The 26,539-nt window shown below is 46.4% G+C and carries 20 protein-coding genes; 15 read left to right on the top strand and 5 right to left on the bottom strand.

The window, feature by feature from the left end:
* Nucleotides 1-4 precede the first annotated feature (4 nt).
* The 6 genes from DF182_RS31245 (at nucleotide 5) to DF182_RS31270 (ending at nucleotide 6,968) form a co-directional block, all read left to right on the top strand.
* Nucleotides 5-1,354: an oligosaccharide flippase family protein gene (locus DF182_RS31245; RefSeq protein ID WP_113619844.1), complete on the top strand. Its 1,350-nt coding sequence runs from the start codon at nucleotides 5-7 to the stop codon at nucleotides 1,352-1,354.
* The gene (locus tag DF182_RS31250; RefSeq protein WP_113619845.1) at nucleotides 1,339-2,553 is read left to right on the top strand and encodes a glycosyltransferase; all 1,215 of its coding nucleotides are present in this window, start codon (nucleotides 1,339-1,341) and stop codon (nucleotides 2,551-2,553) included. Before DF182_RS31245 ends, DF182_RS31250 begins: the two co-directional genes overlap by 16 nt.
* A gap of 132 nt (nucleotides 2,554-2,685) precedes the next feature.
* Nucleotides 2,686-4,200 carry an O-antigen ligase family protein gene (locus DF182_RS31255; RefSeq protein WP_113619846.1) on the top strand — a complete coding sequence of 505 codons (1,515 nt, stop codon included), beginning with the start codon at nucleotides 2,686-2,688 and terminating at the stop codon, nucleotides 4,198-4,200.
* 2 nt (nucleotides 4,201-4,202) lie between these two features.
* Complete coding sequence (locus DF182_RS31260) at nucleotides 4,203-4,937, top strand: TolC family protein (RefSeq protein ID WP_113619847.1); 735 nt, start codon at nucleotides 4,203-4,205, stop codon at nucleotides 4,935-4,937.
* 49 nt (nucleotides 4,938-4,986) lie between these two features.
* Entirely contained in the window at nucleotides 4,987-5,772 is a 786-nt protein-coding gene (locus DF182_RS31265) for a carboxylesterase family protein (RefSeq protein WP_161964338.1), read from the top strand.
* 38 nt (nucleotides 5,773-5,810) lie between these two features.
* The gene (locus tag DF182_RS31270; RefSeq protein ID WP_113619849.1) at nucleotides 5,811-6,968 is read left to right on the top strand and encodes an acyltransferase family protein; all 1,158 of its coding nucleotides are present in this window, start codon (nucleotides 5,811-5,813) and stop codon (nucleotides 6,966-6,968) included.
* 12 nt (nucleotides 6,969-6,980) lie between these two features.
* Here the strand turns inward: DF182_RS31270 and DF182_RS31275 are convergent, their stop codons facing one another.
* The 5 genes from DF182_RS31275 to DF182_RS31295 all read right to left on the bottom strand — a co-directional run bounded on the left by DF182_RS31275 (nucleotide 6,981) and on the right by DF182_RS31295 (nucleotide 15,164).
* Entirely contained in the window at nucleotides 6,981-10,259 is a 3,279-nt protein-coding gene (locus tag DF182_RS31275) for a PKD domain-containing protein (protein WP_147243608.1), read from the bottom strand.
* 236 nt (nucleotides 10,260-10,495) lie between these two features.
* Complete coding sequence (locus tag DF182_RS31280; RefSeq protein WP_113619851.1) at nucleotides 10,496-11,533, bottom strand: polysaccharide deacetylase family protein; 1,038 nt, start codon at nucleotides 11,531-11,533, stop codon at nucleotides 10,496-10,498.
* A 124-nt stretch (nucleotides 11,534-11,657) separates the two neighbouring features.
* The gene (gene metK, locus DF182_RS31285; protein WP_113619852.1) at nucleotides 11,658-12,914 is read right to left on the bottom strand and encodes a methionine adenosyltransferase; all 1,257 of its coding nucleotides are present in this window, start codon (nucleotides 12,912-12,914) and stop codon (nucleotides 11,658-11,660) included.
* Nucleotides 12,915-12,935: 21 nt separating this feature from the next.
* A complete protein-coding gene (locus DF182_RS31290; protein WP_113619853.1) occupies nucleotides 12,936-14,294 on the bottom strand; it encodes a DUF4270 family protein in 1,359 nt (452 codons plus the stop codon).
* 51 nt (nucleotides 14,295-14,345) lie between these two features.
* A complete protein-coding gene (locus DF182_RS31295; RefSeq protein WP_113619854.1) occupies nucleotides 14,346-15,164 on the bottom strand; it encodes a glycogen/starch synthase in 819 nt (272 codons plus the stop codon).
* A gap of 110 nt (nucleotides 15,165-15,274) precedes the next feature.
* On the opposite strand from DF182_RS31295, the gene panC reads away from it, so the two are divergent.
* The 9 genes from panC to amaB all read left to right on the top strand — a co-directional run bounded on the left by panC (nucleotide 15,275) and on the right by amaB (nucleotide 26,051).
* The gene (panC, locus tag DF182_RS31300) at nucleotides 15,275-16,150 is read left to right on the top strand and encodes a pantoate--beta-alanine ligase (RefSeq protein ID WP_113619855.1); all 876 of its coding nucleotides are present in this window, start codon (nucleotides 15,275-15,277) and stop codon (nucleotides 16,148-16,150) included.
* A gap of 230 nt (nucleotides 16,151-16,380) precedes the next feature.
* Entirely contained in the window at nucleotides 16,381-16,725 is a 345-nt protein-coding gene (gene panD / locus DF182_RS31305; protein ID WP_113619856.1) for an aspartate 1-decarboxylase, read from the top strand.
* 43 nt (nucleotides 16,726-16,768) lie between these two features.
* Nucleotides 16,769-17,788: a lysylphosphatidylglycerol synthase transmembrane domain-containing protein gene (locus DF182_RS31310; RefSeq protein WP_113619857.1), complete on the top strand. Its 1,020-nt coding sequence runs from the start codon at nucleotides 16,769-16,771 to the stop codon at nucleotides 17,786-17,788.
* A 214-nt stretch (nucleotides 17,789-18,002) separates the two neighbouring features.
* Nucleotides 18,003-20,177, top strand: a complete 2,175-nt coding sequence (gene ppk1, locus DF182_RS31315) for a polyphosphate kinase 1 (protein WP_245957664.1) — start codon at nucleotides 18,003-18,005, stop codon at nucleotides 20,175-20,177.
* A gap of 127 nt (nucleotides 20,178-20,304) precedes the next feature.
* A complete protein-coding gene (locus DF182_RS31320) occupies nucleotides 20,305-21,204 on the top strand; it encodes a Ppx/GppA phosphatase family protein (RefSeq protein ID WP_113619858.1) in 900 nt (299 codons plus the stop codon).
* Between the two features lie 78 nt (nucleotides 21,205-21,282).
* Nucleotides 21,283-22,095: a 3-methyl-2-oxobutanoate hydroxymethyltransferase gene (gene panB / locus DF182_RS31325; RefSeq protein WP_113619859.1), complete on the top strand. Its 813-nt coding sequence runs from the start codon at nucleotides 21,283-21,285 to the stop codon at nucleotides 22,093-22,095.
* Nucleotides 22,096-22,494: 399 nt separating this feature from the next.
* A complete protein-coding gene (locus DF182_RS31330) occupies nucleotides 22,495-23,565 on the top strand; it encodes a saccharopine dehydrogenase family protein (protein ID WP_113619860.1) in 1,071 nt (356 codons plus the stop codon).
* A 42-nt stretch (nucleotides 23,566-23,607) separates the two neighbouring features.
* Complete coding sequence (locus DF182_RS31335; protein WP_113619861.1) at nucleotides 23,608-24,498, top strand: DUF1338 domain-containing protein; 891 nt, start codon at nucleotides 23,608-23,610, stop codon at nucleotides 24,496-24,498.
* Between the two features lie 23 nt (nucleotides 24,499-24,521).
* Entirely contained in the window at nucleotides 24,522-26,051 is a 1,530-nt protein-coding gene (gene amaB / locus DF182_RS31340) for an L-piperidine-6-carboxylate dehydrogenase (protein WP_113619862.1), read from the top strand.
* Nucleotides 26,052-26,539 lie beyond the last annotated feature (488 nt).

Below are 26,539 nucleotides of genomic sequence, written 5' to 3' on the forward strand. Positions count from 1 at the left end.
AACTATGAGTGATCAGAAATATACCTACTGGCTTAGATCCGGATTCTACAGCGGCTTACAAAAAGCGGCTGTATTGTTATTCGGTGTCGGCAGTGTGCTTGTTTTAACCCGCACCCTTTCCAAACCCGATATGGGCACCTGGAACCTTTTCCTCGTGTACTCTGCTATTATAGAAGTGATCCGGCATTCGCTGATCAAAAATGCCGTTATCAAATACCTCAACAGTAGCGACAAACAGGAACATGCCTTTATTCATACAGCAGCACTAACCCTCAACAGTATTACCACCATGACGATACTGCTGCTGATCGTAGCATTTATCGGACCTGTCAGCCATCTTTTGCAGGCACCGGGCCTGGCACCGGTGATGTATTATTTTCTGCCGGGATTGCTGTTACTCATACCTTTTTCTCATTTTGAATGGGTACAGAATGCCAATGCCGATTTCAAAGGCATCTTCTGGGCTTACCTTACGCGACAAGGTATTTCCTTTGGGTTAATTGTTGTCAGCCTCCTCGCTGGTATACATATCACTCTCACCAAACTGGTCCTGTTTTTTGATGCAGGCATTCTGTGTGGTGTACTGGTATCTGCCCTGTTTGCCCGTAAATTCCTGACGGGTACATTGCGGGTCAACATGGACTGGGTGAAGAAATTATGGCACTTCGGTAAATATGTTTTTGGTACCAACATCAGTGCTTCCGTATTCCGGAACACAGATCAGTTTGTGATCTCCTCCTATCTGTCTACCGCTTCTGTGGCCCTTTACGGCGTATGTCTGCGAATCTCCAATCTGGTGGATGTTCCTTCTCAGGTACTGGCTGATATTCTTTTTCCAAAAAGCGCGCAAATGATGGAAGCAGGTAATATGGAGAAAGTAAAATTCTATTATGAGAAAGCAGTAGGTGCTATACTGGCCATCGCTTTGCCGGTAAGTATTTTCATCCTGTTGTTACCGAAGATTGTGCTGCACATCATTGCCGGATCATCATATGAAGAAGCAGCTCCTATCCTGCAGATCACCATACTGTATGGGTTCTTCCTGCCTTTCATCAAACAGTTTGGCACAATTATGGATTCCATCGGCCTTCCCAAAACAAACTTTGCGGTCAACACCATCATCGCTATCTGTAATATTTTCATCTGCTGGAGTTTTACCAGATATTTCGGATTGATGGGCGCCGCTTATGGTACAATGACTTCCTATGCTATTTGTTTTGTTATCACGCAAATTATTCTGTACAGAAAGATCGGCAGTAGCCTCTTTAATACATTCAAGCACATGATACTTTTCTATCCTGATATCATTGCAGTTTTACAACAAAAAATTCTATTAAAATGGAAAGTAAGATGATCAAAGGAAGGGATATCCTTGTAGTTGGCCTTCAACCCTGGGACATTGCCATTGGCAGTAATTGCAAAAATGTAGCGAAGGAATTATCTCAGTTTAACAGGGTCTTGTATGTGAACCGTGCACTGGACAGGATCACACTTATTCGTTCCAAAGACGACCCCAAAGTACAAACACGCCTCAAAAGCCTGAAAAAACAAACCGATGATATCAACAGCATCGGGCCTAACTTCTGGACACTGGACCCCCGTACCATTCTGGAATCCGTTAACTGGATTCCGTTTGCACCGGTATTCGACTTTGTTAATAAAATCAATAATAAACGACTGGCCAAAGAAATCAACCAGGCTTTGAAAAGACTCGGATTCAAGAATGTACTGTTGTTTAATGACAACGAATTCTATCGCGGTCAGTATCTGATTGAGCTGTTGCCGGAAGTGACAGACTGTATCTACTACAGCCGCGATAATATCGCCACGCATCCGTTTTTTGTAAGACATGGTAAACGCCTGGAACCATCGCTGATGGCCAAAGCCAGCATGGTAGTCACCAACTCCGACTATCTCGAAGATTACGGCAGAAAATACAATCCCCGCACCTACAACATTTTACAGGGCTGCGATTTCGAACGTTTTTTCCCTACCACTCCTTTTACCATGCCGGAAGAGATGGCCCATATCAAAGGTCCTATCATCGGTTATATGGGCGCCCTGATCGTTTCACGGCTGGATATCAGCATCCTGGAACATATCGCCGCAGAACGGCCGCAGTGGAGCATTGTATTGGTAGGCCCTGAAGATAAAACCTTCGAAAAAAGCAATCTGCATAAAATGCCGAATGTATATTTTCTGGGTAATACAACAGAAGTCAGGGTACCACAATTCATTCAGTTCTTCGATGTATGTCTGAACCCGCAGCTGGTAAATGGTATGACCATCGGCAACTACCCCCGCAAACTCGATGAGTACATGGTGCTCGAAAAACCCGTTGTAGTAACGGAAACACTGGCCATGAAACTGTTTGAAGGTTATATCTACCAGTGTAAAACAAAAGAAGATTATATCATCAACATAGAAAAAGCACTGGCGGAAGAACCTGGCAGTGATATCAGAAAAGCAAGAAAAACATTTGCCCTGACACATACCTGGGAAACAAGTCTTGGTAAGATGAGCGACCACTACAGAGCATTACAGGCCAACTAATCATTCTTAATTATGACAGACAACAGATTTAGTAATGACAACATTTTAGAGATCATGGTTACCGCATTCGTAGCCTTTACACTGCTGTTCCTTTTTGTAAAAATGTTGTTTTTCTAAACCCGGATAATATCAGTGAATTACACTAACACCAATAAAAAAACCGGCATCTTTACCGCTTTCATCAACATGATCAGACATCAGATTGGTGAGCGGAAACTGAACAGCCCCCTGGGATATATCCTCATGGGGCTGGCCGCAATGGTCATGTCATTTGCCATCGCCAGGATAGATGAACGGATAGGCCTCCTGGTGATTGCCGGCCTGTTGGGCGGCACGCTTACGTTTATCTGTCTGTTTAACACCAGACTGGGATTTTACATTACTGTCACCCTTTCCTTTTTTGCTTTTTATATCAACAGGCTGATCAGCGAGAGTCTGCCCGTAGGACTGGGAGTGGACGCGCTGATCGCCCTTACTTTTATCGGGATTTATTTCAGGAAGACCATTGTCAGGGAAAAATACTGGCAACACACCAGGAATCCGATTACCACCGCGTATTTTGTTTTTGTAGCTTTTTTCCTGGTAGAATTCTTTAATCCTTCAATGGACTCCATACCCGGATGGATCTTTGCTTTCAGGAAGTTTCTCAACTTCCTCATGATCCTTTATACAGCACTCTATATCTTCAAAGACATAGAAGCAGTAAAGGAGTTTATAAAATTATGGCTGGGATTATCATTACTGGCAGGGTTATACGGTTGTTTTCAGGAATGGCATGGACTGCTGGGATTTGAAGATAGTTGGGTGAACCGTGATCCGCTGCGTTACAAATTATATTTCCAGGCAGGCAGTATGCGGAAATTCTCCTTTCTCTCCGACCCTACAGCGTACGGTATGCTGATGGCCGATGCGGTGATATTTGCCCTGGTACTGGCTATGGGCACCGTTAACCGCAAACTGCGCTGGACGCTGATAGGTATCTGTATTCCCATGATACTGGGCATGGCCTTTTCCGGTACCCGTACTGCTTATGCCATGTTGCCCGCAGGTATCATATTTTTTATCATGATGACCATCACCAGTAAAAGAACACTGGCATTTGCCATCATGGCCGTCATGATGTTTGTATTCATCCTGTTTGGCCCGGTACACAACGGCACCATCAGCCGTATACGTACGACCTTCCTTTTATCAGATGACGCCTCTTTCAACGTCAGGGATATCAACAGGGAAAGGATACAGCCTTATATCCTGCGTCACCCGCTGGGAGGAGGATTAAGTACTTCCGGCGTAGTGGGTGCACAGTATAATCCGGGGCATACGCTGGCTGGCTTCCCGCCTGATAGCGGCTATCTCAAAAGCGCACTGGAAATGGGCTGGGTAGGACTCGCACTCACCTGCTTCACCTATTTCATCATACTGCGTACCGGGATCAGAAACTACTATCGTAGCCGATCGCCGGAGATAAAAGGCTACTACGCGGCCATTGTGGCCGCTTTGTATGGCTATATTATCGCCCACTATACGCAGGTAGCTATCGGCCAGATACCAGGATGTTTTTTCTTCTATGCCATGCTGGCCGCAATCATAAAACTGATCACGTTCGATAAAGAACAACCCAATACCAATAATCCAATAACAATTTAATCATGAAACGAATATTTCTTTTCTCCTGTTCCGCGCTGCTCTCCTTAAGCATGTATGCACAGACAAAGACGCCCCATGTAAAACCTCAGTCGCAGACGAAGACACCACCCTCTGCCAACCCATCCAACAATGCCATCAGAGAACGGCTCGTAGAACTCGCACTTGATAACCCTCAGATGAGAATTGCCGGTTATCAGAAAGATAAAACTAACTATGAAGTCACCAAAGCAAGTGCTTCCTGGCTCAACTATGTAACTGCCAGCATGAACATCAACGAAGTAACGACAGGCGCCTACAAGGCTAATAACCCTGATCGGGCCAACATCTATTACCCGCTCTGGAATATCGGTATCAACGTTCCTCTGGGATCACTCATCAGCAAACCCGCAGATGTAAAAATTGCCCGTAAAAACAGAGCCATTGCTACTGAAGAAAAAGAAGTACTGGCAAGACTGATTAAAAGACAAATACTGTCACTGTATGAAGACTACCTCAACAAGGCAGATCTGCTGAACATCCAAACAGAAATGGCAGAAGATGAAGCAGCTAACCTGCAAACAGTAGAGGAAAAATTCTCCAGCGGCGGCGTAGGATACCAAGAATACAGCACTGCCTCCAAATCCTACAGCGAACAACTGTTCAAACAAAAGGTCCTTCAGAGAGATCTGAATGTAGTGAAACTGCAGATAGAGGAAATAATTGGCGTAAGACTCGAAGAAGTATTGCTGCAAAAATAAAAGACAGCTCTACTTCATGCGTACGATTTTGAATTTTAAACGTATTGTCATGAAATATTTATTATCTGCCCTGCTGATAATTATTTTATCGTTGCATCACTCCCTGACCTTCGGTCAGCGTAACATGCAGCAAATAGAAGTAAAAATAACAGCGGGTGGAAAAAAGAACGGGGCTTTGATACAGTTACCGGATGATTACAATGTGAGTACCCGTAGATACCCGATTATCATCTTCCTTCATGGGAAAAGTAAATCGGGCAATGATCTGAGTAAACTGGCACTGGAAGGTATCCCCTTCTGGCTGGATAAGGGTGTAAAACTCGAAGCGGTCAATCCCGTGGACAAACAAAAATACAAGTTCATCGTGGTGATGCCCCAGGCGCCCAGCTTCGGATTGAAACCCAAAGAAATCATGGCCGTACTGGACGACCTGCTGCAAACCTATCGCATAGACACTTCCCGTGTTTACCTGACCGGATACAGCGCCGGCGGCTGGGCTGCAGTGATGGCCATTACAGAAAGCCCTGCCATCACCAAACGTATTGCAGCGGTGGTGGCCTTGTCTCCTACTTCGCTGGATGACAAAAACACGAAACAGTTTAAACTGGTAGCAAATGCCGGCGTACACTGCTGGTATTTTGCTGGTACCAAAGAGCCCCATTTTCTGGAAGGCGTACAGTCCTATATCGACAGTACTAACCGCTACAAACCCGGGCTCACCAAACTCACCATCCATCAGAACAAACATTGCTGCTTTAAGGATTTTTATGATCCCCGCTATAAGGAAAACGGCATGAACATCTATTCATGGATGCTGCAATACAAACGACCTTAATACACTATTATCCCTATACACCTGTTTAATACGATAGAATGAAAATTTATTTTAAAAATCTGGATGGCATCAGGTTTATAGCAGCACTGCTGGTTATTCTGCACCATGCACAATTTTTTAAATCGCATTTTAAGGTAGATGCGTTTTCCTTCCTCAACGAGGCTTTCGTAAGCACCGGACGGATAGGCGTAAACCTCTTCTTTGTATTAAGCGGGTTCCTGATTAGTTATCTGCTGTTGAGTGAGCAAGCGCAAACAGGCACTATTAATTTCAAACACTTCTATGTTCGCAGGATACTCCGTATATGGCCGCTCTACCTGGCCTACGGCATAGGCCTGACCCTGATCGCGCCATTCATGTTTAAGGTGTTGCATCTCCCTGCCACGACTGACTGGATGGTGATAGGGACCAATCTGTTTTTCCTGCTGCTCTTTGCGGTCAACATACAGCTGGCCTTTTTTCCCTACAACAACGGCATTGTGGAAATTACCTGGTCTGTTTGTATAGAAGAACAGTTTTATCTGCTTTGGCCGCTGCTGCTGATATTTTTCCGCAAGCGGCTCAAGACATTATTTATTATTCTGATCAGCATGGGTTTTATCAGCAAGTTGTTTTGTGTGATAGTGCCTTTATATTATAACGTATCTACTACTCATCTGCTGGAAACAAGCTATCTGCTGCTGTTCGACAAACTGGAGCTTTTTGGTACAGGTATGCTGGCGGCTTATGTCTTATTTCACAGGGAAGCATATACGAATTTCCTGCGCAGGGGCTTCAGCAAACCCCTTCAGTGGCTGATGCTCGTAATCATGGTACTGGTGGCATTTTCTGTTTTAAAAATACCAGTGGTGAGCAAATATTATTTTGATCACTTCATCCACGCCGCACTGTTTGGATATCTCATGCTGGCCGCGGTTTCGGAAAACAGTATCTTAAACCTGGAGCTGCCGGTATTCAAAACACTGGGTAAAATCTCCTATGGCATCTATATGTTCCATACGCCTATCTGTCAATTGCTGATGATGGGGTTTCAGCGGATTTTCGGGGCGCAAAAATCGATTCTGGTTTATGAGTTATTATATCCGGTAGCCTGCGTTGTGCTCACCTGTATTATTGCCTATTTCAGCTATGAATGGTATGAGAAGCGCTTCCTGAGTATGAAGCAGAAATATGCACTGGTGAAAACAAGAATATAAAAGCTACAATATTCAGGATTTTACAAATTTGATTGTTTCATTAAAATCTTTTCCATTGGTGATCTGCAGCATGTATATGCCTGGCACGAGCTTACGGATATCCAGCTGTTCCTGTACCGTTGTTCCCTGCTTAAAGGTATACGTTTGGATCAGCTTACCGGTAATACTGTAAATATGTACAGAGATATTATCTGTGAGTGCTTCATCTAACCTCAGCTGCAGAAAATCTGAAGAGGGATTGGGGAATAACACGATCCTTCGTGAACCATGATCATTATCATCCAGCACCGTAAGCGTTACGGTGGCGCTGGCGTTTTCCCCTTTGTCATCCGTTACGGTCAACATAAATTCATATAGTCCTTTTACTAACCCTGTTACAAACGCAATGTCTTTATCAGCAGAAATAATCTGTGCACCCACATCTCCGAAAATACGCTGCCAGAAATATTTTACCAGCTGTCCATCAGGACTGTAGGAAGCGGATCCATCCAGTTTTACAGCGCTTACCGGCAAGGTAATGGTCACACTTCTACCGGCATTGGCCACGGGAGATTTATGTCCTTCGGGATATACGGTAACGGTTACACGATCTTTGGCTGTGATGCCTTTATTGTCTGTAACTGTTAGTTCAAAAGTATAGCTACCTACCACAAGGCCACTAACTGCTGTTCTCGCACTGGCAGGTGATACGATCGTAGCAGCAGGGCCACCTATCTTTTCCCATTCGTAGGAGATAATGGTACCGTCCGGATCTGAAGAAGCAGAACCATCCAGCTGTACAGAATTTACCGGCAGGGTAATGGAAATATTGTTGCCGGCTCTGGCCACTGGTGGCCGGTTGCCAGGTGTTTCTCCGCTGTATTCATCTGCTCCTACATCAAATATTCTGTTGTAAGGCCTTACATCCCCGTCGAAATCTGAAGTAATACCGTAGCTGGTCAGGTCCATTCCTTTGTCAACAGCCGGAGATCCTGCCACCAGGTGAAAATCCTTTTCCGGCGCATCTCTGAAGCCGGCTACACCCTCATTCGCCAGGTAAAGATTGCTGGACGATTTATACTCTATCCCCCTCATGATATTGACAAATCCCCTATCTCCACTAACAGAAGAGCCGCCACCCACGATCAGGTTATTGTACAGGAGGTTGTCTGTACCGACGGTACCGTAGGTGCTTAATATCATAATACCGCTTCGCCTGGAGTTGACAACAGTATTATTCAGCAGATATACCTGCAGAGGTTTGTAATTATTACGGGTAGGCCTGTCATCTACAAAAATGGCGTCCTGCCCGGTGGCAGTGCCATCCCAGCCACAATCGCTGATGATATTGTTGTATACTTTAGTCAGGCCGGTACCAAATACTTCGATGGCATTACCGGTCCCTTTGATCACCTTGTTGTTATAGATTACTCCACGGGATTCCCCGCCCATGATAATACCAGCTTGCTGGCTGCCTTTATTTTCCGTGCCGAAATTGTATACTTCGTTGTTGAATATTTCTGCACCTTCCGGTGTGGAGGCAACCTGAATCCCATCCCATCCTGTATTCCGGGTGATGACGTTATATATTTTCAGATTATAGATCCGGGGAGGCAGCACATGAACAACACTGCCATCGCTGCAGGTAACATCTATGCCGTTGGGTAGTGTATGTCCTATGTAAAGACCTTCTCCGCCTGTATCATGTACATAAAGATCGTGAAAGCTGAGGTTGCGGATAGTGAAGTTGGGGTATTGGTTGATAGGGTCACAATCGGGGTTGATTTTGGCGAGGACGCCGGCGGCTGCTCTGGCTACTTCAATCCTTTCTGCTTCATAGTCTGTACATCCTTTGCCCATGGCCAGTCCGCTGCTGAGAAGCTTTCCTACACCGTCAATATAAAAGCCGTACTTATCGTCGCTGCCGGAACCGGTTACTTTAAAATATTGCGAATGGTTAAAGATCAATCCGTAATTCCCCCCATCCCCCACCCTTACCTGCCCTCCGCAGTTGATAAATACCAGCGGTTTTTCGGGAGAGCCTTTATAATTAAAGAACTGTATGTATGGATAGTTGCCTGCAGGTATACAGATGGTATCGCCGGGTTGTACATTCCGTAGGCTCCCGTCGCTGTAGATACCTCCGCCCGGGCCGGGCTGGATCACATGTTTACAATTGCAGGCTACTGAAGAGCCGGTGGCATTGACTGTTACAGTGGCGTTAGCGGTGCTGGACACGCCCTGTGCGTTTGTAACAGTCAGGCTCAGCACATAGTTGCCAACTGCCGGGCTGCTGAGTGTTACAGAGGCTGCATCCGGAGATATCAGCACACCTTGCGAAGGCCCTGATATCTTTTCCCAGCGGTATTTGGTGATCCTGCTGTTAGGTGCATAGGATGCGGTTCCGTCGAGCAATATGGTACTCACAGGCGCTTTTACGCTGATGCTGCTTTTGGCGAGCACTATTACCGGAGGATGATTGACTGGTTGTGTAACGCTTTTATTGGTGAATTGCAGCATCCATTCGTAGATATTAGGCTGCTGGTAGGTGTGACCGGGATTGTATACTTTATCCCAGGTACCGCCATCGTGGCCACTACCATAAACAATCCTGGAGACAGCCTTTACGTCGGGGTTACAGCTGTTGTATTTCTGTTCATAAGACTGCATGTTGGATAAAAACGCAGCATCACTGCTGCCGCTGCCGGCAAAAGACCATACTGGTACGCCAGCAGCTACAACGGTATTGCAAAGGCTGTTGGCCTGCTCAGCGGAGATAGCCGCCGGAGATACCGGAACAATAGCTGCAATGTTGTCTGCATAAGCCTTACTGCTGGTTACATAGTTCCAGGTGCCATAGCCGCCCGCACTTAAACCGGTAAGATAAATCCTGGAGACATCAACACGATACTTTGCTTTCATATCTTCCAGCACCGCCTGTACCATAAAGTCCTTGGCCCAGCCGCCTTCTATCTGCGGTGATACCACAATAAACTTGTACAATTTCCCGCCTACCGTAAAATTCATTTTAGCCCCGTTGGCAATGGCTTTGGGAAGCCCCTGCCCCAATACCGCATTGATGTCCGTTCCTCCCTCCCCCAGCCCATGCAGGAAAATAATCAGGGGATAATTTGTATTGGTGGTGGAGTAATCATCTGGCAGATGAAGCCAGGCGTTGGTGGTCAATCCGGAAGGCGTAACTTTTACTTTAATGGCTGTCTGGTCTCCCTGGGCCCAACATACAAATGGTATAAGGATAAATAATGCCAATATAGTCCCAGAGAACGTCTTAAGATTAGTTCGGTTTTTCACTAAAGGTTATTTTTTGCTTTCAGATAATACACCTATCCTATTCCGCAGCCATTCTGATTCTTCTCAATACCGGCAAATTTAATGTTTAAATGCATCGAATGCTTGCATTTTCAACAAAAAACACATATAAATTCCTATATAATTCATAAATAAATATAATATATAAATTATTTAATTCCAAATATAAATTTCAACACATGTTGAAACTTATTTTGATATTTATATATAGATATTTATCATACTTGCTGCCGGTGTACTGCAGCCGTTCCTTTCCTCCGCTGCCAGTAGTTGTAAAACAGTATACCTTTCACCGCAGCGGCTATATTAATTTCCGGACGCTCGCAATTAAAACGATGTAATATTTCAGGGTATATGTCCGTCCGCTGATTGTTAGTTCCAAAAATAAGGTCCAGCGCAGGCTGAGGGCCTTTAAGCAGCCTGTCAAAAAACACCGCGGGAATACCGGCATCTGAATGAGGAAACGCAAATACTTTATAGGGCAACTTAAACCGCTCCGCCAGTACATTCACCGATACTGTCGTTTGGTGTAACATTTCCTCCAGTGATAACTCTTTGTAGTAAGGATGATCAATACTATGTCCGCCGATAGCGAAACCTTGTTCCACCAGCTGTTGCACCTGGGCAGTACTCATAAACGGCTGCTGTTCGTGCAGGTAAGTATCGAAAGAAAGGTCCATCGCAGCTCCCAGTTCATCGGTGAGGTCCCGCTTTTTGTAGGTGATCCCCTTCACCGCATGGACCAGCTGTTGCAGGTCTGTTGTGGACGGTAAGGCCAGGATGCGTGCCATTTCAGCTTGTAACACCTTGCTGTCGGGCTGCTGAAACAATGCGTCAATAATCAGACTGATTTTGAACCGGTAGAAGAGTTCCCGGTTGTCAAGGAATGCCGTGTTCAGAAAAAAAACGGCCGGTATCCCCTTGCGCAACAACAGCGGGGCAATCACTTCCGATACTTCTTTCAGTCCATCATCAAAAGTAAGCAGGAAAGCATTGTCAGGAAGGGGTTGCTGCTCCTGTATGCTTTTCAGCACCTCCTGCAGGCCAACAGGACGAAAGTGACGCAGCAGGTAGTCCAAGTCTTCCTGAAAGGCTTTTACGCCCTTATAGGGATACAGGTGTTTCACATGTGGTACCTGTTCATCGCTTACCAGGTGGTGATAGGGTAACAATAACCGGTTGCCGCTACTTTTTTTTAACAGGGATAAGTTGGCCAACCGAATTGTCTGGTAGAAAATTTTCTTGGCAATATGCATGATGGGGATCTTTCTTCGGGGGTGTAAGTTACATAACCACTTTTAAAAATAAAGCAAAAAGCCCTGCTTCCGGTGAAGCAGGGCTTTTGATACAAACTATGCTATAAATTTAACTGCGAAGGAATTAAAGTCCGAAAGCAGCTTTTACTTTATCTACGTAGTCGAGTTTTTCCCAGGTAAACAGTTCTACCTCTACGGATTTCTCGTTTTTCTTTCCTTTGTTGAACACTTTGGTCACCACTTTAGGTTCGCGGCCCATGTGGCCATAGGCAGCAGTATCACTGTAGATAGGATTGCGCAGTTTCAGTCTTTGCTCGATAGCGTAAGGACGCAGATCAAAGATTTCTTCTACTTTTTTCGCGATCTCACCATCTGTCATTTTTACTTTGCCAGTACCATAAGTATTTACATAAACACCGCAAGGTTTGGCAACACCGATTGCATAAGATACCTGTACCAGTACTTCGTCGCAAACACCGGCAGCTACCAGGTTTTTGGCGATGTGACGGGTAGCATAGGCAGCAGAACGGTCTACTTTGGAAGGATCTTTACCGGAGAAAGCACCACCACCGTGAGCACCTTTACCACCGTAGGTATCTACGATGATTTTACGACCAGTAAGGCCGGTATCACCGTGAGGACCACCGATCACAAATTTACCGGTTGGGTTGATATGATGCTGGATATCGAATCCATCAAACAGTTGCTGCAGTTCTGGTTTCAGCTTGGCTTTTACGCGAGGGATCAGGATATTGATCATATCGGCTTTGATCTTCGCCAGCATTTCCTCATCATCAGCGAAGTCGTCGTGCTGAGTGGAGATAACGATAGTATCAATCCTTACAGGTTTGTTGTCATCGGAATATTCGATGGTTACCTGTGATTTTGCATCAGGACGCAGATAGGTAATATCTTTGTTCTCTCTGCGCAGTGCAGCCAGTTCCAGCAACAGTTTGTGTGCCAGGTCCAGTGCCAGTGGCATATAGTTGTCAGTTTCGCGGGTAGCGTAACCAAACATCATACCCTGGTCGCCGGCGCCTTGCTCTTCAGGTGCTTTACGCTCAACTCCCTGGTTGATATCCGGAGACTGCTCATGGATAGCAGAAAAGATACCACAGGAATTGGCTTCAAACATATATTCACTCTTAGTATATCCAATTTTGCGGATAACTTCGCGGGCGATGTCCTGTACGTCCAGGTAAGCTTCTGATTTAACTTCACCTGCCAATACTACCTGCCCGGTAGTTACCAGGGTTTCACAAGCTACTTTGGATGATGGATCGTATGCCAGAAAATGATCGATCAGCGCATCGGAAATCTGATCGGCTACTTTATCGGGGTGTCCTTCTGAAACAGATTCAGACGTAAAAAGATAAGGCATAAAAAAAAGGATTAGCTGATTTTATGGTTTTGTGTAAATGATTCGCAATTTAATATTGTACTGTGATAATTTAGTACCCCCTGCTTTAAGACGGTCAACGTCTGCAAAGGTAGTGGGAACCACCCGTAATTTAAAACCGGTATTGCTTTCCTGTTTCTTGATCAACATCTGCATGAAGCGTCCGATGTTAAATGTATACTGAGACACCTGTACACCGCCAAAATTAGTGATGGTTTTTTTGTCACCACCAAAATATTGAGCTCCCATGGCAAAGTCGATCACATTTTTGATAGAGTCGCCGCTGCCAGTATATTGTACCAGGCTCAGGTTGGTCGGTTCAGCAAAGATATTGTTCATATCAGATGAACCAACGGTAATCTGAGTGATGACCAGTTCTGCCTTGTTGATGACCGCATTGGGGAAATTCTCCAGGTTAGGTATCAGCAGGTTGGTAAACAGGCCAGGGGTGCTTTGCAGAAACAGGATACTGTCTCCATTTGCGTTACCGGTGTTGATAAATCTGCCGGCTTCCGATCCGTTGTAGTTGCGTACAATAAAATTGGAATGCGCACTGCTGCTGCCGTTAAATGCAAAAGTAGCACGGAGTGAGTCCTGGGTGCTGTTTTTGTAAAACACGGTCAACTTGGTGTTGGCGTTGTTCATATCAAAGAACATCATATTTCTGTTGGTACCGGAAGTTGTATCGGGCACCAATGCGAATCCCTTGAGGTAGGCACGGAAAGAAGAGTCGTTGGCAAAAGCGCCGTCAGACTTCTGTTGCAGCAGGTCATTACCAAACGAGTTACTCAGTTTGATACGTAACTGCGGAGCTTCTTTAGTGCCATAAACAGATACAGAATCACGAAGCGCTAAAGGTGTTATGGTGGCAGTACCCAGCAATTCACCCGGGTTGTAAGCCAGCGGTTTGTTATAGGCGTAGTTGGAATCCCTTGTGAATCCCTGCTCCGCCATTCTGTATACGCGGAAGGTTTGACTGGTGGAGGAATCTCCCTTGGAGCCCAGATAGTCGAGCGACAGCACTACGGAGTCGAGCGTCTGTCCGGTACCCGCGAAGGTAAACGCGCTGGTAGGCAGACCTACCTGCATGAATACAAAAGCATGTGTTTTACCGAAAACAGGGTCTGTAGTGATGGAGCCTAGGGCTTTCGTATAACGGTTAAAACCGTTGATCAGGGAGGAGTCGTACCGGAGAATATTATTGGCAATGATGCCATTGATAGTAGTGTCCTGGGCATTCACGAAGTCGCCCGGAGGGATCAATCCCTGTCCGAGGATAGTAGACTCGTTGCAACCGGAGGCGCCATACAACAGTGCAAAAGAGGCGGCTACAAAGCTAAGGTTCCTGAAATTAATCTTCACGCGTTATTGTTGTTAGTTATAATGAAGTTGGCGAAAATTCTCCAAATATAGTTATTTGCCAAGCAATTGATTATAAAGTGCCAGGTAATCAGAAAGATCCTCATTCTCTTTTTTATACGGAACGATGATCTTACCTTTTTCAGCCTTCAGTTCATCTACAACTTTTTTCTCCACCTTCTCGCCAGCCAGCACTACAGCGTCCGCATACTTTCCGGCTCCTCTGTTCAGGGCGGTGTTAGTGCCTTCTTTAAAGAGTTCCAGGTCCTTTTCCTTGATCTGGTTGCTGATGGTCGCCTTCTTGATAAAGGAAGCGCCCAGTTTTTCCTTAAAGCTATTGGGGGATAAAGAATATACGATTTTGGAATGGGCGAAAACCGGCTCCTTCTTGTAAGCGGTTTTCAGGTACATAGGAATAAGGGAGGTCATCCAGCCACTGCAATGAATGATGTCGGGAGGCCATCCGAATTTTTTAACGGTTTCCAGGGCTCCCTTACAGAAGAACACTGAACGTGCCGCATTGTCATCAAAAAACTCTTCGTTTTCATCAGCAAATACGGTCTTCCGCTTAAAATAATCCTCGTTATCCAGGAAATACACCTGCAAACGGGCATTCGGCAGAGAGGCCACCTTAATGATAAGCGGGTAGTCATCCCCGTCAATCACGATGTTGATACCAGACAATCTTACCACCTCATGCAAGCGGTGTCTTCTCTCATTAATAATTCCAAATCTTGGCATGATCACTCTCACTTCCAGGCCAGCCTCATTGGACTTAATTGCCATTTTATTGACCATCGCCGCGTAATCACTCAGTTCCAGGTAAGGCGACATCTCTTGGGCAATAAAAAGAATTCTTTTCTTTGTGGACATTTAACGCTGATTATTAATGCAGTAATTTTTAATTTGGCTTGCAAAATTACGGATTTTTTACGGAATATTGGCCAATCTGTCAGTTTTAACATCCTTTTAAGCAATGTTTTATGTATCTATTTAAGCGCCGCAATGACCTGAAGAAGCACCTGGACCTGGTAAGAAAAAGCAACAAAAGCATTGGTTTTGTGCCAACTATGGGCGCCCTGCACAATGGGCACCTGTCACTTATTCAGGCTGCCAGAAATGAGAATGATGTCGTCGTTTGCAGCATCTTTGTCAACCCGACACAATTCAATGACCCGAAAGATTTCGAAAAATATCCCATTACTATTGAAGAGGATATAAAAAAATTAAATGATGCATCTACAGATATACTTTTTTTACCATCTGTCGAAGAAATGTATCCGGAAGGATTAACAGGAAGCGAACATTATGACTTCGGTGACCTCGAAACCATTCTCGAAGGCAAATTCCGTCCCGGCCACTTCCAGGGTGTTGGTCGTATCGTACACAAATTACTGGATATTGTTCAGCCTCACAAGCTTTTTATGGGGCAAAAAGATCTGCAACAATGTTTAATTATACGTAAACTACTGCAAATCACTAAATCCAGTGTAGAATTGGTTGTCTGCCCCACGCTCCGCGAAACCTCAGGACTCGCCATGAGCAGCCGCAACCAGCGCCTCTCCCCCGCCGCCAGAAAAAAAGCTGTCGCTATCTACGAGGCACTCGAAAAATTACGCGCTGAATTTGGTAAAGGCCTCTTCCTCCTCGAAGCTGCCCATGAAGCCTTCGACGAACTCAAAAAACAAGGTTTCGAACCAGAATACGTAGACATCCTCATCCTCGATGATGGCCAGCTCCGGCATATATCCGAACCTCCCGGTGATCATACTGTCGTAGCCGCCATCGCAGCCTGGCTCGGAGATATAAGGCTCATCGACAACATGGTCCTCCAGGGTTCCCTCTCACAAAAGAACTAAACAGACCACAACTCCCGCAAAGACACCCGACCACCGGAAACAAAAAATTCGTCCATCCTCCAGGGCTAAACGAAAATCAAAAGGATTCATGACAGCATCTCCTGTTAAAAAAAACTTAAAATAATCCTTTATACCTCCGGTATCTGGCGCCTTTGCGGGAATCCTTTGCCCGAATCCTTTTTTTACATAGCTTTGCAGACTGCTTATTAGCAATATAGTTCAGAATAATCATGCAAATAGAAATATTAAAGTGTAAGATCCACCGCGCGGTTGTTACAGAAGCTAACCTGCAATATGTTGGAAGCATAACAATAGATGAAGACCTGATGGATGCTGCCGGCCTGATTGAATACGAAAAAGTACAGGTGGTAAACGTCAACAACGGCGAAAGACTGGAGACTTACGTGATCAAAGGTAAAAGAGGTTCCGGTGTAATCTGTATGAATGGCCCGGCTGCCCGTCTTGTTGCCCCAGGTGATATCGTGATTATTATTTCCTATGCCACCATGGACTTCGAAGAAGCGAAAAAATATACACCTATTGCCGTTTTCCCGAAAGAAGGAAATAAATTATAATCCTAACACTGATTAGCTAAACACCCTAAAACCTCTTTGGACGATGCCCAAAACACTAAAGAACGTCATCAAGTTTATTTGTTTTTTTGGCATCGGAGTGCTGCTGATATGGCTGGTCACTAAGGACCTTACGCCCGAACAATGGGACCAGATCAACGCTGCCCTGCGTAAAGCTAACTATTGGCTGGCCATACCCGCCATCATCATGGGGCTCCTCAGCCACTGGCTGCGTGCCACCCGCTGGAAGCTCCTCATGAAACCACTGGGGTACCAGCCTACTACCCTCAACACCTTCTTTGCCGTAATGGTCGGCTACCTCGCCAACCTGGCCGTGCCCAGGCTCGGAGAAGTTACCCGCTGCGGTATCCTCGCTCAATACGAAAAAATACCAGCCGATAAACTCGTAGGCACCATGATCGCGGAAAGAGCAGTAGACATGCTTTGCCTCGTACTGCTGATCGCCATCACCATCCTCACACAGATAGATGTGCTGGGAGCCTATGTACATCATGATATCTACCTGCCGCTGGCCCGGAAAATTTCCAGTGCCAACGGTATGCAGCTGCTATTACTCGCAGTTGCCGGTATCATAGCCGTACTGGCCCTGCTCTGGCTACTGCGACGCTTTGCTCGCTCCAAAGCCGCCATCACCATCAAAGCACTCGCCAAAGGGGTCATGGAAGGCATCTTCTCCATCGGTAAAATGGAAAATAAAGGCTGGTTCATTCTTCAGAGCATACTCATATGGGGCTGTTACCTTTCCCAGGTATATATCGGCTTCTATTGCCTCCAGGAAACCACCCACCTGGGCATCAGCGCAGCCTTTGCCGTATTGATGATAGGCAGCATAGGCATGATCGTTACTCCCGGCGGTATCGGCGCCTATCAGGCACTCGTACAGAAAGCCCTCGAGCTATATGGCATCAGTTATGTAATCGGTTATGCCTTCGGCTGGATCATCTGGGTGGTACAAACCCTCCTGGTGGTATTCGTTGGCTTCCTCAGCCTGATAGCCCTCCCTATCATCAATAAAAAACAGCCAGCTTCCCAGGCACGGTCCTGATCCTCTTTTTTAGCAACAATTTAACATCCGCCCGTAAACGTAGGCGCCGTATACCTGTTATTCCCTGCTATAACAGCGGTTCGTTCTGTTATACTCAGGAACAGGTGGCCATGTGCCTGCTTTTTCTTAACTTTAAATTAATGGCATAACTTCATTGAAAGCTGTATTATCGTGATTTAAATGAAGTGAATTTTTTGAATGTAAAATTGTTTGTATGAGGATGCCACATACGGAGAACCTGGATATTATGACAACACCGACAATAGTTTCGCCGAAAAAAAATATCAGCAAAAAACCGCTTGCCAAAAAAACACCGGCCAAACCGCCAGTGCTGCCAAAAAAGATGATTGCCAGGGATATCAGCTGGTTGTCCTTTAATGCCAGAGTGCTGCAGGAAGCCGCAGATCCCAGTGTTCCGCTAAGGGAACGTATCCGGTTTCTCGGCATTTTCTCCAACAATCTCGACGAATTTTTCCGCGTAAGGGTAGCCACGCTGAAACGAATGATGTCGATCAACAAAGCCACTAAAATGCACCTGGAAGAAAATCCGGGCAAAATCGTGGACCAGATACAAACCATCGTAATAGACCAGCAACGCGAATTTGACCGTATATGGAAGGATATCGCACACGAACTGGAAGTCCAGCATATTTTCCTCCGCACAGAAAAACATCTCAGTAAGGAACAACAGAAGTTTGTACTCAACTTCTTCAACGAACAGGTACGCACCAACATCATCCCCCTGATGATCGAAAGCATACAACAGTTCCCTATTCTGCGAGACAAGTCCATCTATCTGGCCGTAGTACTGGCCCGGCAGGACAACTCCGTACGACAGAAGTTTGCACTCATCGAAATACCTTCCAACGTGCTGCCACGTTTTATCATCCTCCCTTCCAGAGAAGGCGAACATGATATCATCCTGCTGGAAGACCTGATACGCTTCTGTTTACCACATGTATTCTCCTACTTCGGATATGATAAATTTTCTTCCCATATCATCAAAGTAACCCGTGATGCCGAACTCGATATCGACAACGATATCTCCGACAGCCTGATCCACCAGATCGAAAAAGGGCTTAAAGACAGGCGCAAGGGTAAACCTGTAAGGTTTGTATACGACAAAGACATCGATCCGCTGCTGCTGGAATATCTGATCCGCCGCCTGGGACTCTCCGGCAAGGACAACCTCATTCCCGGCGCCCGTATCCATAATTTCAAGGACTTTATGGACTTTCCGGATTCGATCTTTCCTCCGCATTCACATCGTAAAACCTTCATCCACCCGCTGTTCAACGATGCTCCCAGTGTGATGCATGTTATACAGCGGCAGGATGTAATGCTGCATTTCCCCTACCACTCGTTTGATACCATCATCGACCTGTTAAGGGAAGCAGCCATCGATCCGAATGTTGCCTCCATCAAGATTACTGCGTATAGGCTTGCCCGTAATTCAAAGATTGTGAATGCCCTGGTCAATGCCGCCCGCAATGGTAAACATGTGACCGTAGTACTGGAACTGCGCGCCCGCTTTGATGAAGCTGCCAACATTGACTGGAAGTCAAGACTGGAAGATGAAGGGGTAAAAGTTTTTCTGGGCGTTCCCGACATGAAAGTGCACGCTAAACTGTGCGTGATCAAAAAACGGATCGGCAACAAGACAGTACAATGTGGTTTCGTAAGCACCGGCAACCTCAACGAAAGAACGGCCCAGGTGTATGGCGACCATTGCCTGCTCACCGCCAATCGCTCCGTGATAGCCGACATCAACCGCATCTTCTCCTACCTGGAAAATCCGCGTCATGATATCAAAATCCTGGAAGGCTGCAAAACACTACCGGTAAGTCCGCTCAATATGCGTGATACCTACCTGCGCCTTATAGACCGCGAAATCAAAAACGCCAAAAATAAAAAGAAAGCCGGAATGGTGCTCAAAATGAACTCCCTCTCCGATCCTATCCTGATCGCCAAACTCTACGAGGCTGCCAAAGCGGGTGTAGACATCAAAATGGTGATCAGAGGCATCTGCTGCGCCTATACAGAAAACAAAAAATGGAAAAAGGACATCACAGCTGTGAGCATCGTGGATGAATACCTGGAACATGCCCGTGTATTTATTTTCCACCATGGAGGAGCAGAAAAAGTATTCATCGCCTCCTGCGACTGGATGGTGCGCAACCTGGACCACCGCGTGGAAGCAGCAGTACCTATAACGGATCCGGCTATACGTAAAGAACTGGCCGATATCATGAGCATTCAGCTCAGCGGCAATGTAAAAGCCCGTATACTGGACAATCAGCAGACCAATCAGTACAAAAAAGATGGTGATAAAAAAATCCGCACGCAGATAGAAATTTATAAATATCTGCATGAAAAACAATATCATTAAAATTCGGGAACTTCCTGATTCATAGATATTCCGGCGGAAGGCTACCCTTCCAATCAAAAAATTGCTGAATCAGGAAATCCCTTAATGAAATGTTTTATTTTTGTGTCTCAAAACAGACTTGTAACAGATGAAACTAGCTGCGATTGATATTGGTTCCAATGCGGCGAGACTGCTGATCTCGGAGGCATCTCCCAGCAGTTCGGGCGCAATGGATTTTACCAAAGTGAACCTGGTTAGAGTCCCGCTGCGGCTGGGTTTCGACGTATTTGACAATGGTTCGATCTCTGAAAAAAGAGCCTGTCATCTGATAGATACGATCAAGGCCTATAAATTATTACTGGACATATATGAGGTAAAATACCTGAAAGCCTGTGCTACCTCTGCCATGCGCGATGCCAGCAATGGTGCGGTAATCCTGCAGGAGGTAAAAACACAGACTGGTATTGACATTAGAATCATTTCCGGTCAGGAAGAAGCTTCTTTTATTTATGAAAACCATATCGCTGAAAACCTCGATAGAAGCAGGTCTTATCTCTACATCGACGTTGGTGGCGGTAGTACGGAACTGACGCTGTTTAGCGGCACCCGCCTGGTTTTTAAGGAATCCTTCAACATCGGTACCATCCGGCTGCTACATCAGCAGGTAGCTGACAACTCCTGGCAGCAGATGAAAGACTTCCTCAAGCAACAGCTTAAGTCCATCGGGCCTGTTACCGCCATTGGCTCAGGAGGCAACATCAACAAGGTGTTTTCCATGTCCAAACGAAAGGAAGGCAAACCACTTTCGCTGGACACCCTCAAGGACTATTACAAGGAATTCAGCAACTTCTCCGTTGAAGAGCGCATACATGTGTACAACCTGCGGGAAGACCGTGCCGACGTGATTGTGCCGGCTCTGCAGATCTATATCAACGCCATGCGCTGGGCCGGGGCCAACGAGATATTCGTTCCCAAAATCGGTCTGGCGGACGGTCTTATACAAGCGCTGTACAGAGAAATCGCTGTTCCGGCCAATGTATTCCAATAACCATATATAAAAAAATTTTCCTTATTTCTTTTTATATCATAACCTTTGAGGGATTTTTTGGTATAAAACTACATGACTATGTCTGTGCATAAAGATATCAAGCGTGTGACCACGCATGTACTGCAGAAGATGAAAATAGACGGGGAAAAAATCTCCATGATTACCGCCTATGACTATTCCATGGCCAGGATCTTTGATGATGCCGGTATCGATGTAATACTGGTAGGTGATTCTGCTTCCAATGTAATGGCCGGCCATGAAACCACCCTGCCCATCACACTCGACCAGATGATCTACCACGCCTCCTCTGTCATCAGAGCGATCAAACGTTGTTTTGTTGTGGTAGACCTGCCCTTCGGCTCTTATCAGGGCAATTCCAAGGAAGCGCTCAATTCCGCCATCCGCATCATGAAAGAAACCGGTGCACATGGTATCAAGATAGAAGGCGGTGAAGAAATCATCGAGTCTGTAAAAAGGATTATCTCCGCCGGTGTACCGGTAATGGGACACCTGGGCCTCACGCCGCAGTCCATCTACAAATTTGGCACCTACGCAGTAAGAGCCACAGAAGATGCAGAGGCACAAAAACTCATCAGTGACGCCAAACTCCTGCAGGATGCAGGCTGTTTTGCTATTGTACTCGAAAAGATTCCGGCTGCACTGGCAAAAGAAGTAGCTGCAGCAGTACATATTCCCATCATCGGCATCGGTGCCGGCAATGTAGACGGACAAGTACTGGTGATGCACGATATGCTGGGCATCAACAAAGAATTCAAACCCCGCTTCCTGCGTCGCTACCTCGACCTCTACTCTCAGATATATGATGCCACACAGGCCTATATCAGCGATGTGAAGTCGCAGGATTTCCCGAATGAAAAAGAACAATATTAATACGCATATATCAGAAGAGGCGCTGCAGATAAGCTTGCAGCGCCTCTTTTATTTTCGCGTTTCGTAATTTTTCCCTATATTAGCTTTTCATAATTGTAAATGAATTACCTGCTAAACATACAACTCTCTCTTCTCTCCTATCTGCGGAGCACTTGCTCCCACGTGCCTTGAGTTCGAAAGAGCAGGTAACACCATCCTCCTGATTTATTTCGTGGGTCCCTTCCTGTTAGGGAAAATTAATGCGCTGTAACGGACGCACCGGTATTTATTTTATTAATGCCGATGTTATGCCTTCCTGTTTGGTAAATTTTGCCATGCAGGGTACTCTTATATGGAGAGGGCATGCTGTGCTTACGTTTCGGCCAGCTTCTGCTTATTCACCAATAATTCCAATAGTTTATGAAACGTGTAATGATCATCGGCGCCGGCAAGATCGGCGAAACAGCAGCATTCCTGTTACAACAATCCGGCGACTACCAGGTAACACTGGCAGACAGCAACCAGGCCCTGCTCGACAAATGTACTGACAGCAACATCCACAAAGCCAAACTGGACGTGAATGATGCTACAGCCCTGGAAACAGCCCTGGAAGCACAGGACATCGTACTGAGCGCCTGCCCGTTTTTCCTGAACGTAAAAATCGCGGCCGCCGCTGCCAAAGCCAATACCCACTACTTCGACCTGACTGAAGATGTGGCCACCACCAACGCTATCCGCGACATCGCTCAGAATGCGAAAGTGAGCTTTATGCCACAATGCGGACTGGCACCGGGTTTCATCAGTATCGCTGCTTATGATATCGCTAAGCAGTTTGATTCCCTCGACTCCGTAAGACTGCGCGTAGGCGCCCTGCCACAGTTCCCTACCAACAGCCTGATGTACAACCTCACCTGGAGCACCGACGGATTGATCAACGAATACTGCAACCCCTGCGATGCCATCTATGAAGGAGAACGAAAGCAGGTAATGCCCATGGAAGGCTACGAACGTTTTGCCCTCGACGGCGTGGAATACGAAGCCTTCAACACCTCCGGCGGACTCTCTGCCCTGGCAGAAATACTGGATGGAAAAGTATATAATCTGGATTATAAAACTGTCAGATATCCCGGCCATTGCCATCTGATGAAAATATTGCTCAGCGAGCTCAAACTGAATAAAAAACGGGAAATGCTGAAGGAGATTATGGAAGATAGCATACCTTTCACGCAGCAGGACGTAGTGCTGGTATTTGTATCTGTGTCCGGTACCATCAACGGCCGCTCTGTACAACGCTCGTATTCGCGTAAGATCTACAACCAGGAAGTTGGCGGACAGGACTTTACGGCTATTCAGCTCACCACCGCCGGCGCAGCCTGTGCAGTTATAGACCTGCATGCCAAAGGGTTGTTGCCTGCCAACGGATTTGTAAAACAGGAAGATGTGAATTTCAAGGACCTGATCAATAACAGGTTTGCACAATTTTATAATTAGCAGCCAGCTACAGGCTGGTAGCAGGAAGCTCAAACAAACGTCATGTTACAAGAAGTATTAAACGGCCTGATGAGCCGTTACCAGGAGCGGGTACCAGACGTGTCAGCGGTGATTGCTGCCATGATCCGGGACGGATTAATCGAAAAAGCGGACGATATCGAAAACGACCATATCGCCTTCCGTACAATGGGAGTACCACAACTCGGGGTACAGTCGCTGGAGAAAATCTTTCTCCATTACGGCTATACGAAAATGGAACACTACTATTTTGCCTCCAAGAAACTGGATGCCTGGTGGTATGCACCGCCATCACCCAGGTATCCGCGCATCTTTATCAGTGAACTGCGGGTAAAAGACCTGAGCCAGCAAGCCCAGGACATCATTACCAGTTATACCAATGAAGTAACGGCAGACCCGGTAACCCAGCTCAATCTGGATGACAGCAAAGCAGTAGATACCTTCCTGCACAGTGGACTCTGGCGTACCCCTATCCTGGCCGACTTCCAGGCACTGGCTGCTGAAAGCGAATATGCCGCCTGGGTGATCTATAATCGCTATTACCTGAACCATTTTACGGTAAGTGTACATAACCTGCCTCCCGGATACAATACTATAGCAGCGTTTAACAGCTTCCTCGAAAAGAACGGCTTTATTCTCAACGATGCCGGCGGCAAGATTAAAACCAGCCCCGACGGTAATCTGTTGCAAAGCGCCACAGTGGCTGGCATGATAGAAGCCACCTTTGCTGGCGGGGAAACCAGCAAAATTGCCGGTTCTTATGTAGAATTTGCGGAGAGAAAGGTTTTACAGCAGTTTGCCACACTTTCTGCTGCAGAAATCCGCCGGGAACACCGCCGGGAAGGCTTTGAAGCTGGTAATGCAGATAAGATCTTTGAAAGCACCTACTCGGCTCAAACAAAAAAAAGTTCCTAATTTAGTTCATTAATAATCCTATCATGGCACAAGATATTTTACAAGCTTTCGGCATAAGTGCACAACAAAGCGGGGTAAGCACCGGCAAACACTGGCTGAATGCCAGCGGAGCAGACATCGTGTCTGTATCTCCGGTTGACGATAAAACCATAGCTACTGTTAAAAGTGCGGACCGCAGCAATTACGATGCAGTGATTGCCGTAGCACAGGAGGCATTCCGGGAGTGGCGTCAGTGGCCTGCCCCCAGAAGAGGAGAAATAGTGCGCCAGATCGGCGAAGCCCTGCGTGCCCATAAAGAGCACCTGGGCCGGCTCGTTTCCTATGAAATGGGCAAAAGCCTGCAAGAAGGTTATGGAGAAGTACAGGAAATGATTGATATCTGCGATTTTGCAGTAGGTCTTTCCCGCCAGCTCTATGGCCTCAGCATGCACTCCGAACGTCCGGGGCACCGCATGTATGAACAATGGCATCCGCTGGGTATTACAGCTATCATTTCCGCTTTTAACTTCCCGGTAGCCGTATGGAGCTGGAACTCTATGCTGGCATGGGTTTGCGGAAACGTATGTATTTGGAAGCCTTCCGAAAAAACACCGGTTACAGCATTAGCCTGTCAACGTATAGTCGAGACCGTATTCGCTGCCAACAACGTCCCTGAAGGCGTTTGCTGCCTGGTTACCGGCGGCCGTGAAGTAGGCGAATGGATGTCCAACGACCACCGCATTCCGCTGGTATCTGCTACCGGCTCCACCCGCATGGGTAAGAGCGTAGGTGCCGCTGTAGGCGCCCGTCTGGGCCGCGCCCTGCTCGAACTAGGTGGTAACAACGCCATCATCGTGTCTAAAGACGCTGATCTGGATATGACCCTCATAGGAGCTGTATTTGGCGCCGTAGGCACCGCCGGACAACGTTGCACCTCCACCCGCCGCCTGATCATCCACGAAAGCGTTTACGACGCTTTCACCGCCAAACTGGTGAAAGCATACGCCCAGCTCCGCATCGGCAACCCGCTCGATGAAAAGAACCACGTAGGCCCGCTGATCGATAAAGACGCGGTAAATGCCTACCTCAGCAGCATCGAACAGGTAAAACAACAAGGTGGCACCTTCCTCGTGGAAGGTGGTGTGCTGGAAGGTCCGGGTTTTGAATCCGACTGCTACGTAAAACCCTGTATCGCAGCGGTGCAAAACAGCTACGATATCGTACAGCACGAAACTTTCGCCCCCATCCTCTATGTGATGAAGTACCAGACACTCCCCGAAGCCATCGCTATGCAGAATGATGTACCGCAGGGCCTTTCCTCCGCCATCATGACGCTGAACCTCCGTGAGGCAGAACAATTCCTGTCTGCCGCAGGTTCTGATTGCGGTATTGCCAATGTCAACATCGGTACTTCTGGTGCTGAAATAGGCGGCGCCTTCGGCGGCGAGAAAGAAACCGGCGGTGGCCGCGAAAGTGGCTCTGACGCATGGAAAGCTTATATGCGCCGTCAGACCAACACCATCAACTTCTCCGATAAATTACCGCTGGCACAGGGCATCAAATTTGACCTGTAAGCGCCTACCGGATAAATAATGCTTAGTGGCGGCCACTCTTCAAACAGTGGCCGCCACTGCTTTTTAGTCTCCCGTCACAGCCTGTAAAAAAACGAATATGTTGTTTGGAGTACCGGTTACAGAGGGATTGGTTTGTAGTGACTGTATTACCCATTGTTGATTTTTTAAACCTAAGAACACATCTCTTTTACCCTTTACAACAACAGGTAATGCCTAAAGACAAGGGATGTACCTGTAACAGGTACATCCCCTTTATTCTACAATTGCTTCAATTCAGATTTTATTTCGAACCGGTGTGCTTTGCAGCTCCGAGGCCAGGCCCCGGAGCTTTTAATTTCATGTCAGGATGTGCTCCCCTGATCAGATTTTTAAAAGCGGTTGATAAAATGCGTCTGAAAAATCGTTATTGCGTAAGCAAACTTTTCCAGATCTTCTTTCTACATACATCGACTTCCATGGTCCCTGATTTTTTACTTTTAAAAAAATTT

It is taken from the genome of Chitinophaga flava, from assembly GCF_003308995.1.
GTDB classification, from domain to species: domain Bacteria; phylum Bacteroidota; class Bacteroidia; order Chitinophagales; family Chitinophagaceae; genus Chitinophaga; species Chitinophaga flava.

Excerpts from the sequence above, each read along its gene's own strand:
- DF182_RS31330 (WP_113619860.1), top strand. The coding sequence starts at position 22,495 with ATGAAACGTGTAATGATCATCGGCGCCGGCAAGATCGGCGAAACAGCA.
- DF182_RS31295 (WP_113619854.1), bottom strand. The coding sequence starts at position 15,164 with ATGTCCACAAAGAAAAGAATTCTTTTTATTGCCCAAGAGATGTCGCCT.
- metK (WP_113619852.1), bottom strand. The coding sequence starts at position 12,914 with ATGCCTTATCTTTTTACGTCTGAATCTGTTTCAGAAGGACACCCCGAT.
- amaB (WP_113619862.1), top strand. The coding sequence starts at position 24,522 with ATGGCACAAGATATTTTACAAGCTTTCGGCATAAGTGCACAACAAAGC.
- DF182_RS31310 (WP_113619857.1), top strand. The coding sequence starts at position 16,769 with ATGCCCAAAACACTAAAGAACGTCATCAAGTTTATTTGTTTTTTTGGC.
- DF182_RS31260 (WP_113619847.1), top strand. The coding sequence starts at position 4,203 with ATGAAACGAATATTTCTTTTCTCCTGTTCCGCGCTGCTCTCCTTAAGC.
- DF182_RS31320 (WP_113619858.1), top strand. The coding sequence starts at position 20,305 with ATGAAACTAGCTGCGATTGATATTGGTTCCAATGCGGCGAGACTGCTG.
- DF182_RS31270 (WP_113619849.1), top strand. The coding sequence starts at position 5,811 with ATGAAAATTTATTTTAAAAATCTGGATGGCATCAGGTTTATAGCAGCA.
- DF182_RS31265 (WP_161964338.1), top strand. The coding sequence starts at position 4,987 with ATGAAATATTTATTATCTGCCCTGCTGATAATTATTTTATCGTTGCAT.
- DF182_RS31280 (WP_113619851.1), bottom strand. The coding sequence starts at position 11,533 with ATGCATATTGCCAAGAAAATTTTCTACCAGACAATTCGGTTGGCCAAC.
- DF182_RS31250 (WP_113619845.1), top strand. The coding sequence starts at position 1,339 with ATGGAAAGTAAGATGATCAAAGGAAGGGATATCCTTGTAGTTGGCCTT.
- ppk1 (WP_245957664.1), top strand. The coding sequence starts at position 18,003 with ATGAGGATGCCACATACGGAGAACCTGGATATTATGACAACACCGACA.
- DF182_RS31335 (WP_113619861.1), top strand. The coding sequence starts at position 23,608 with ATGTTACAAGAAGTATTAAACGGCCTGATGAGCCGTTACCAGGAGCGG.
- panD (WP_113619856.1), top strand. The coding sequence starts at position 16,381 with ATGCAAATAGAAATATTAAAGTGTAAGATCCACCGCGCGGTTGTTACA.
- panB (WP_113619859.1), top strand. The coding sequence starts at position 21,283 with ATGTCTGTGCATAAAGATATCAAGCGTGTGACCACGCATGTACTGCAG.
- DF182_RS31245 (WP_113619844.1), top strand. The coding sequence starts at position 5 with ATGAGTGATCAGAAATATACCTACTGGCTTAGATCCGGATTCTACAGC.
- panC (WP_113619855.1), top strand. The coding sequence starts at position 15,275 with ATGTATCTATTTAAGCGCCGCAATGACCTGAAGAAGCACCTGGACCTG.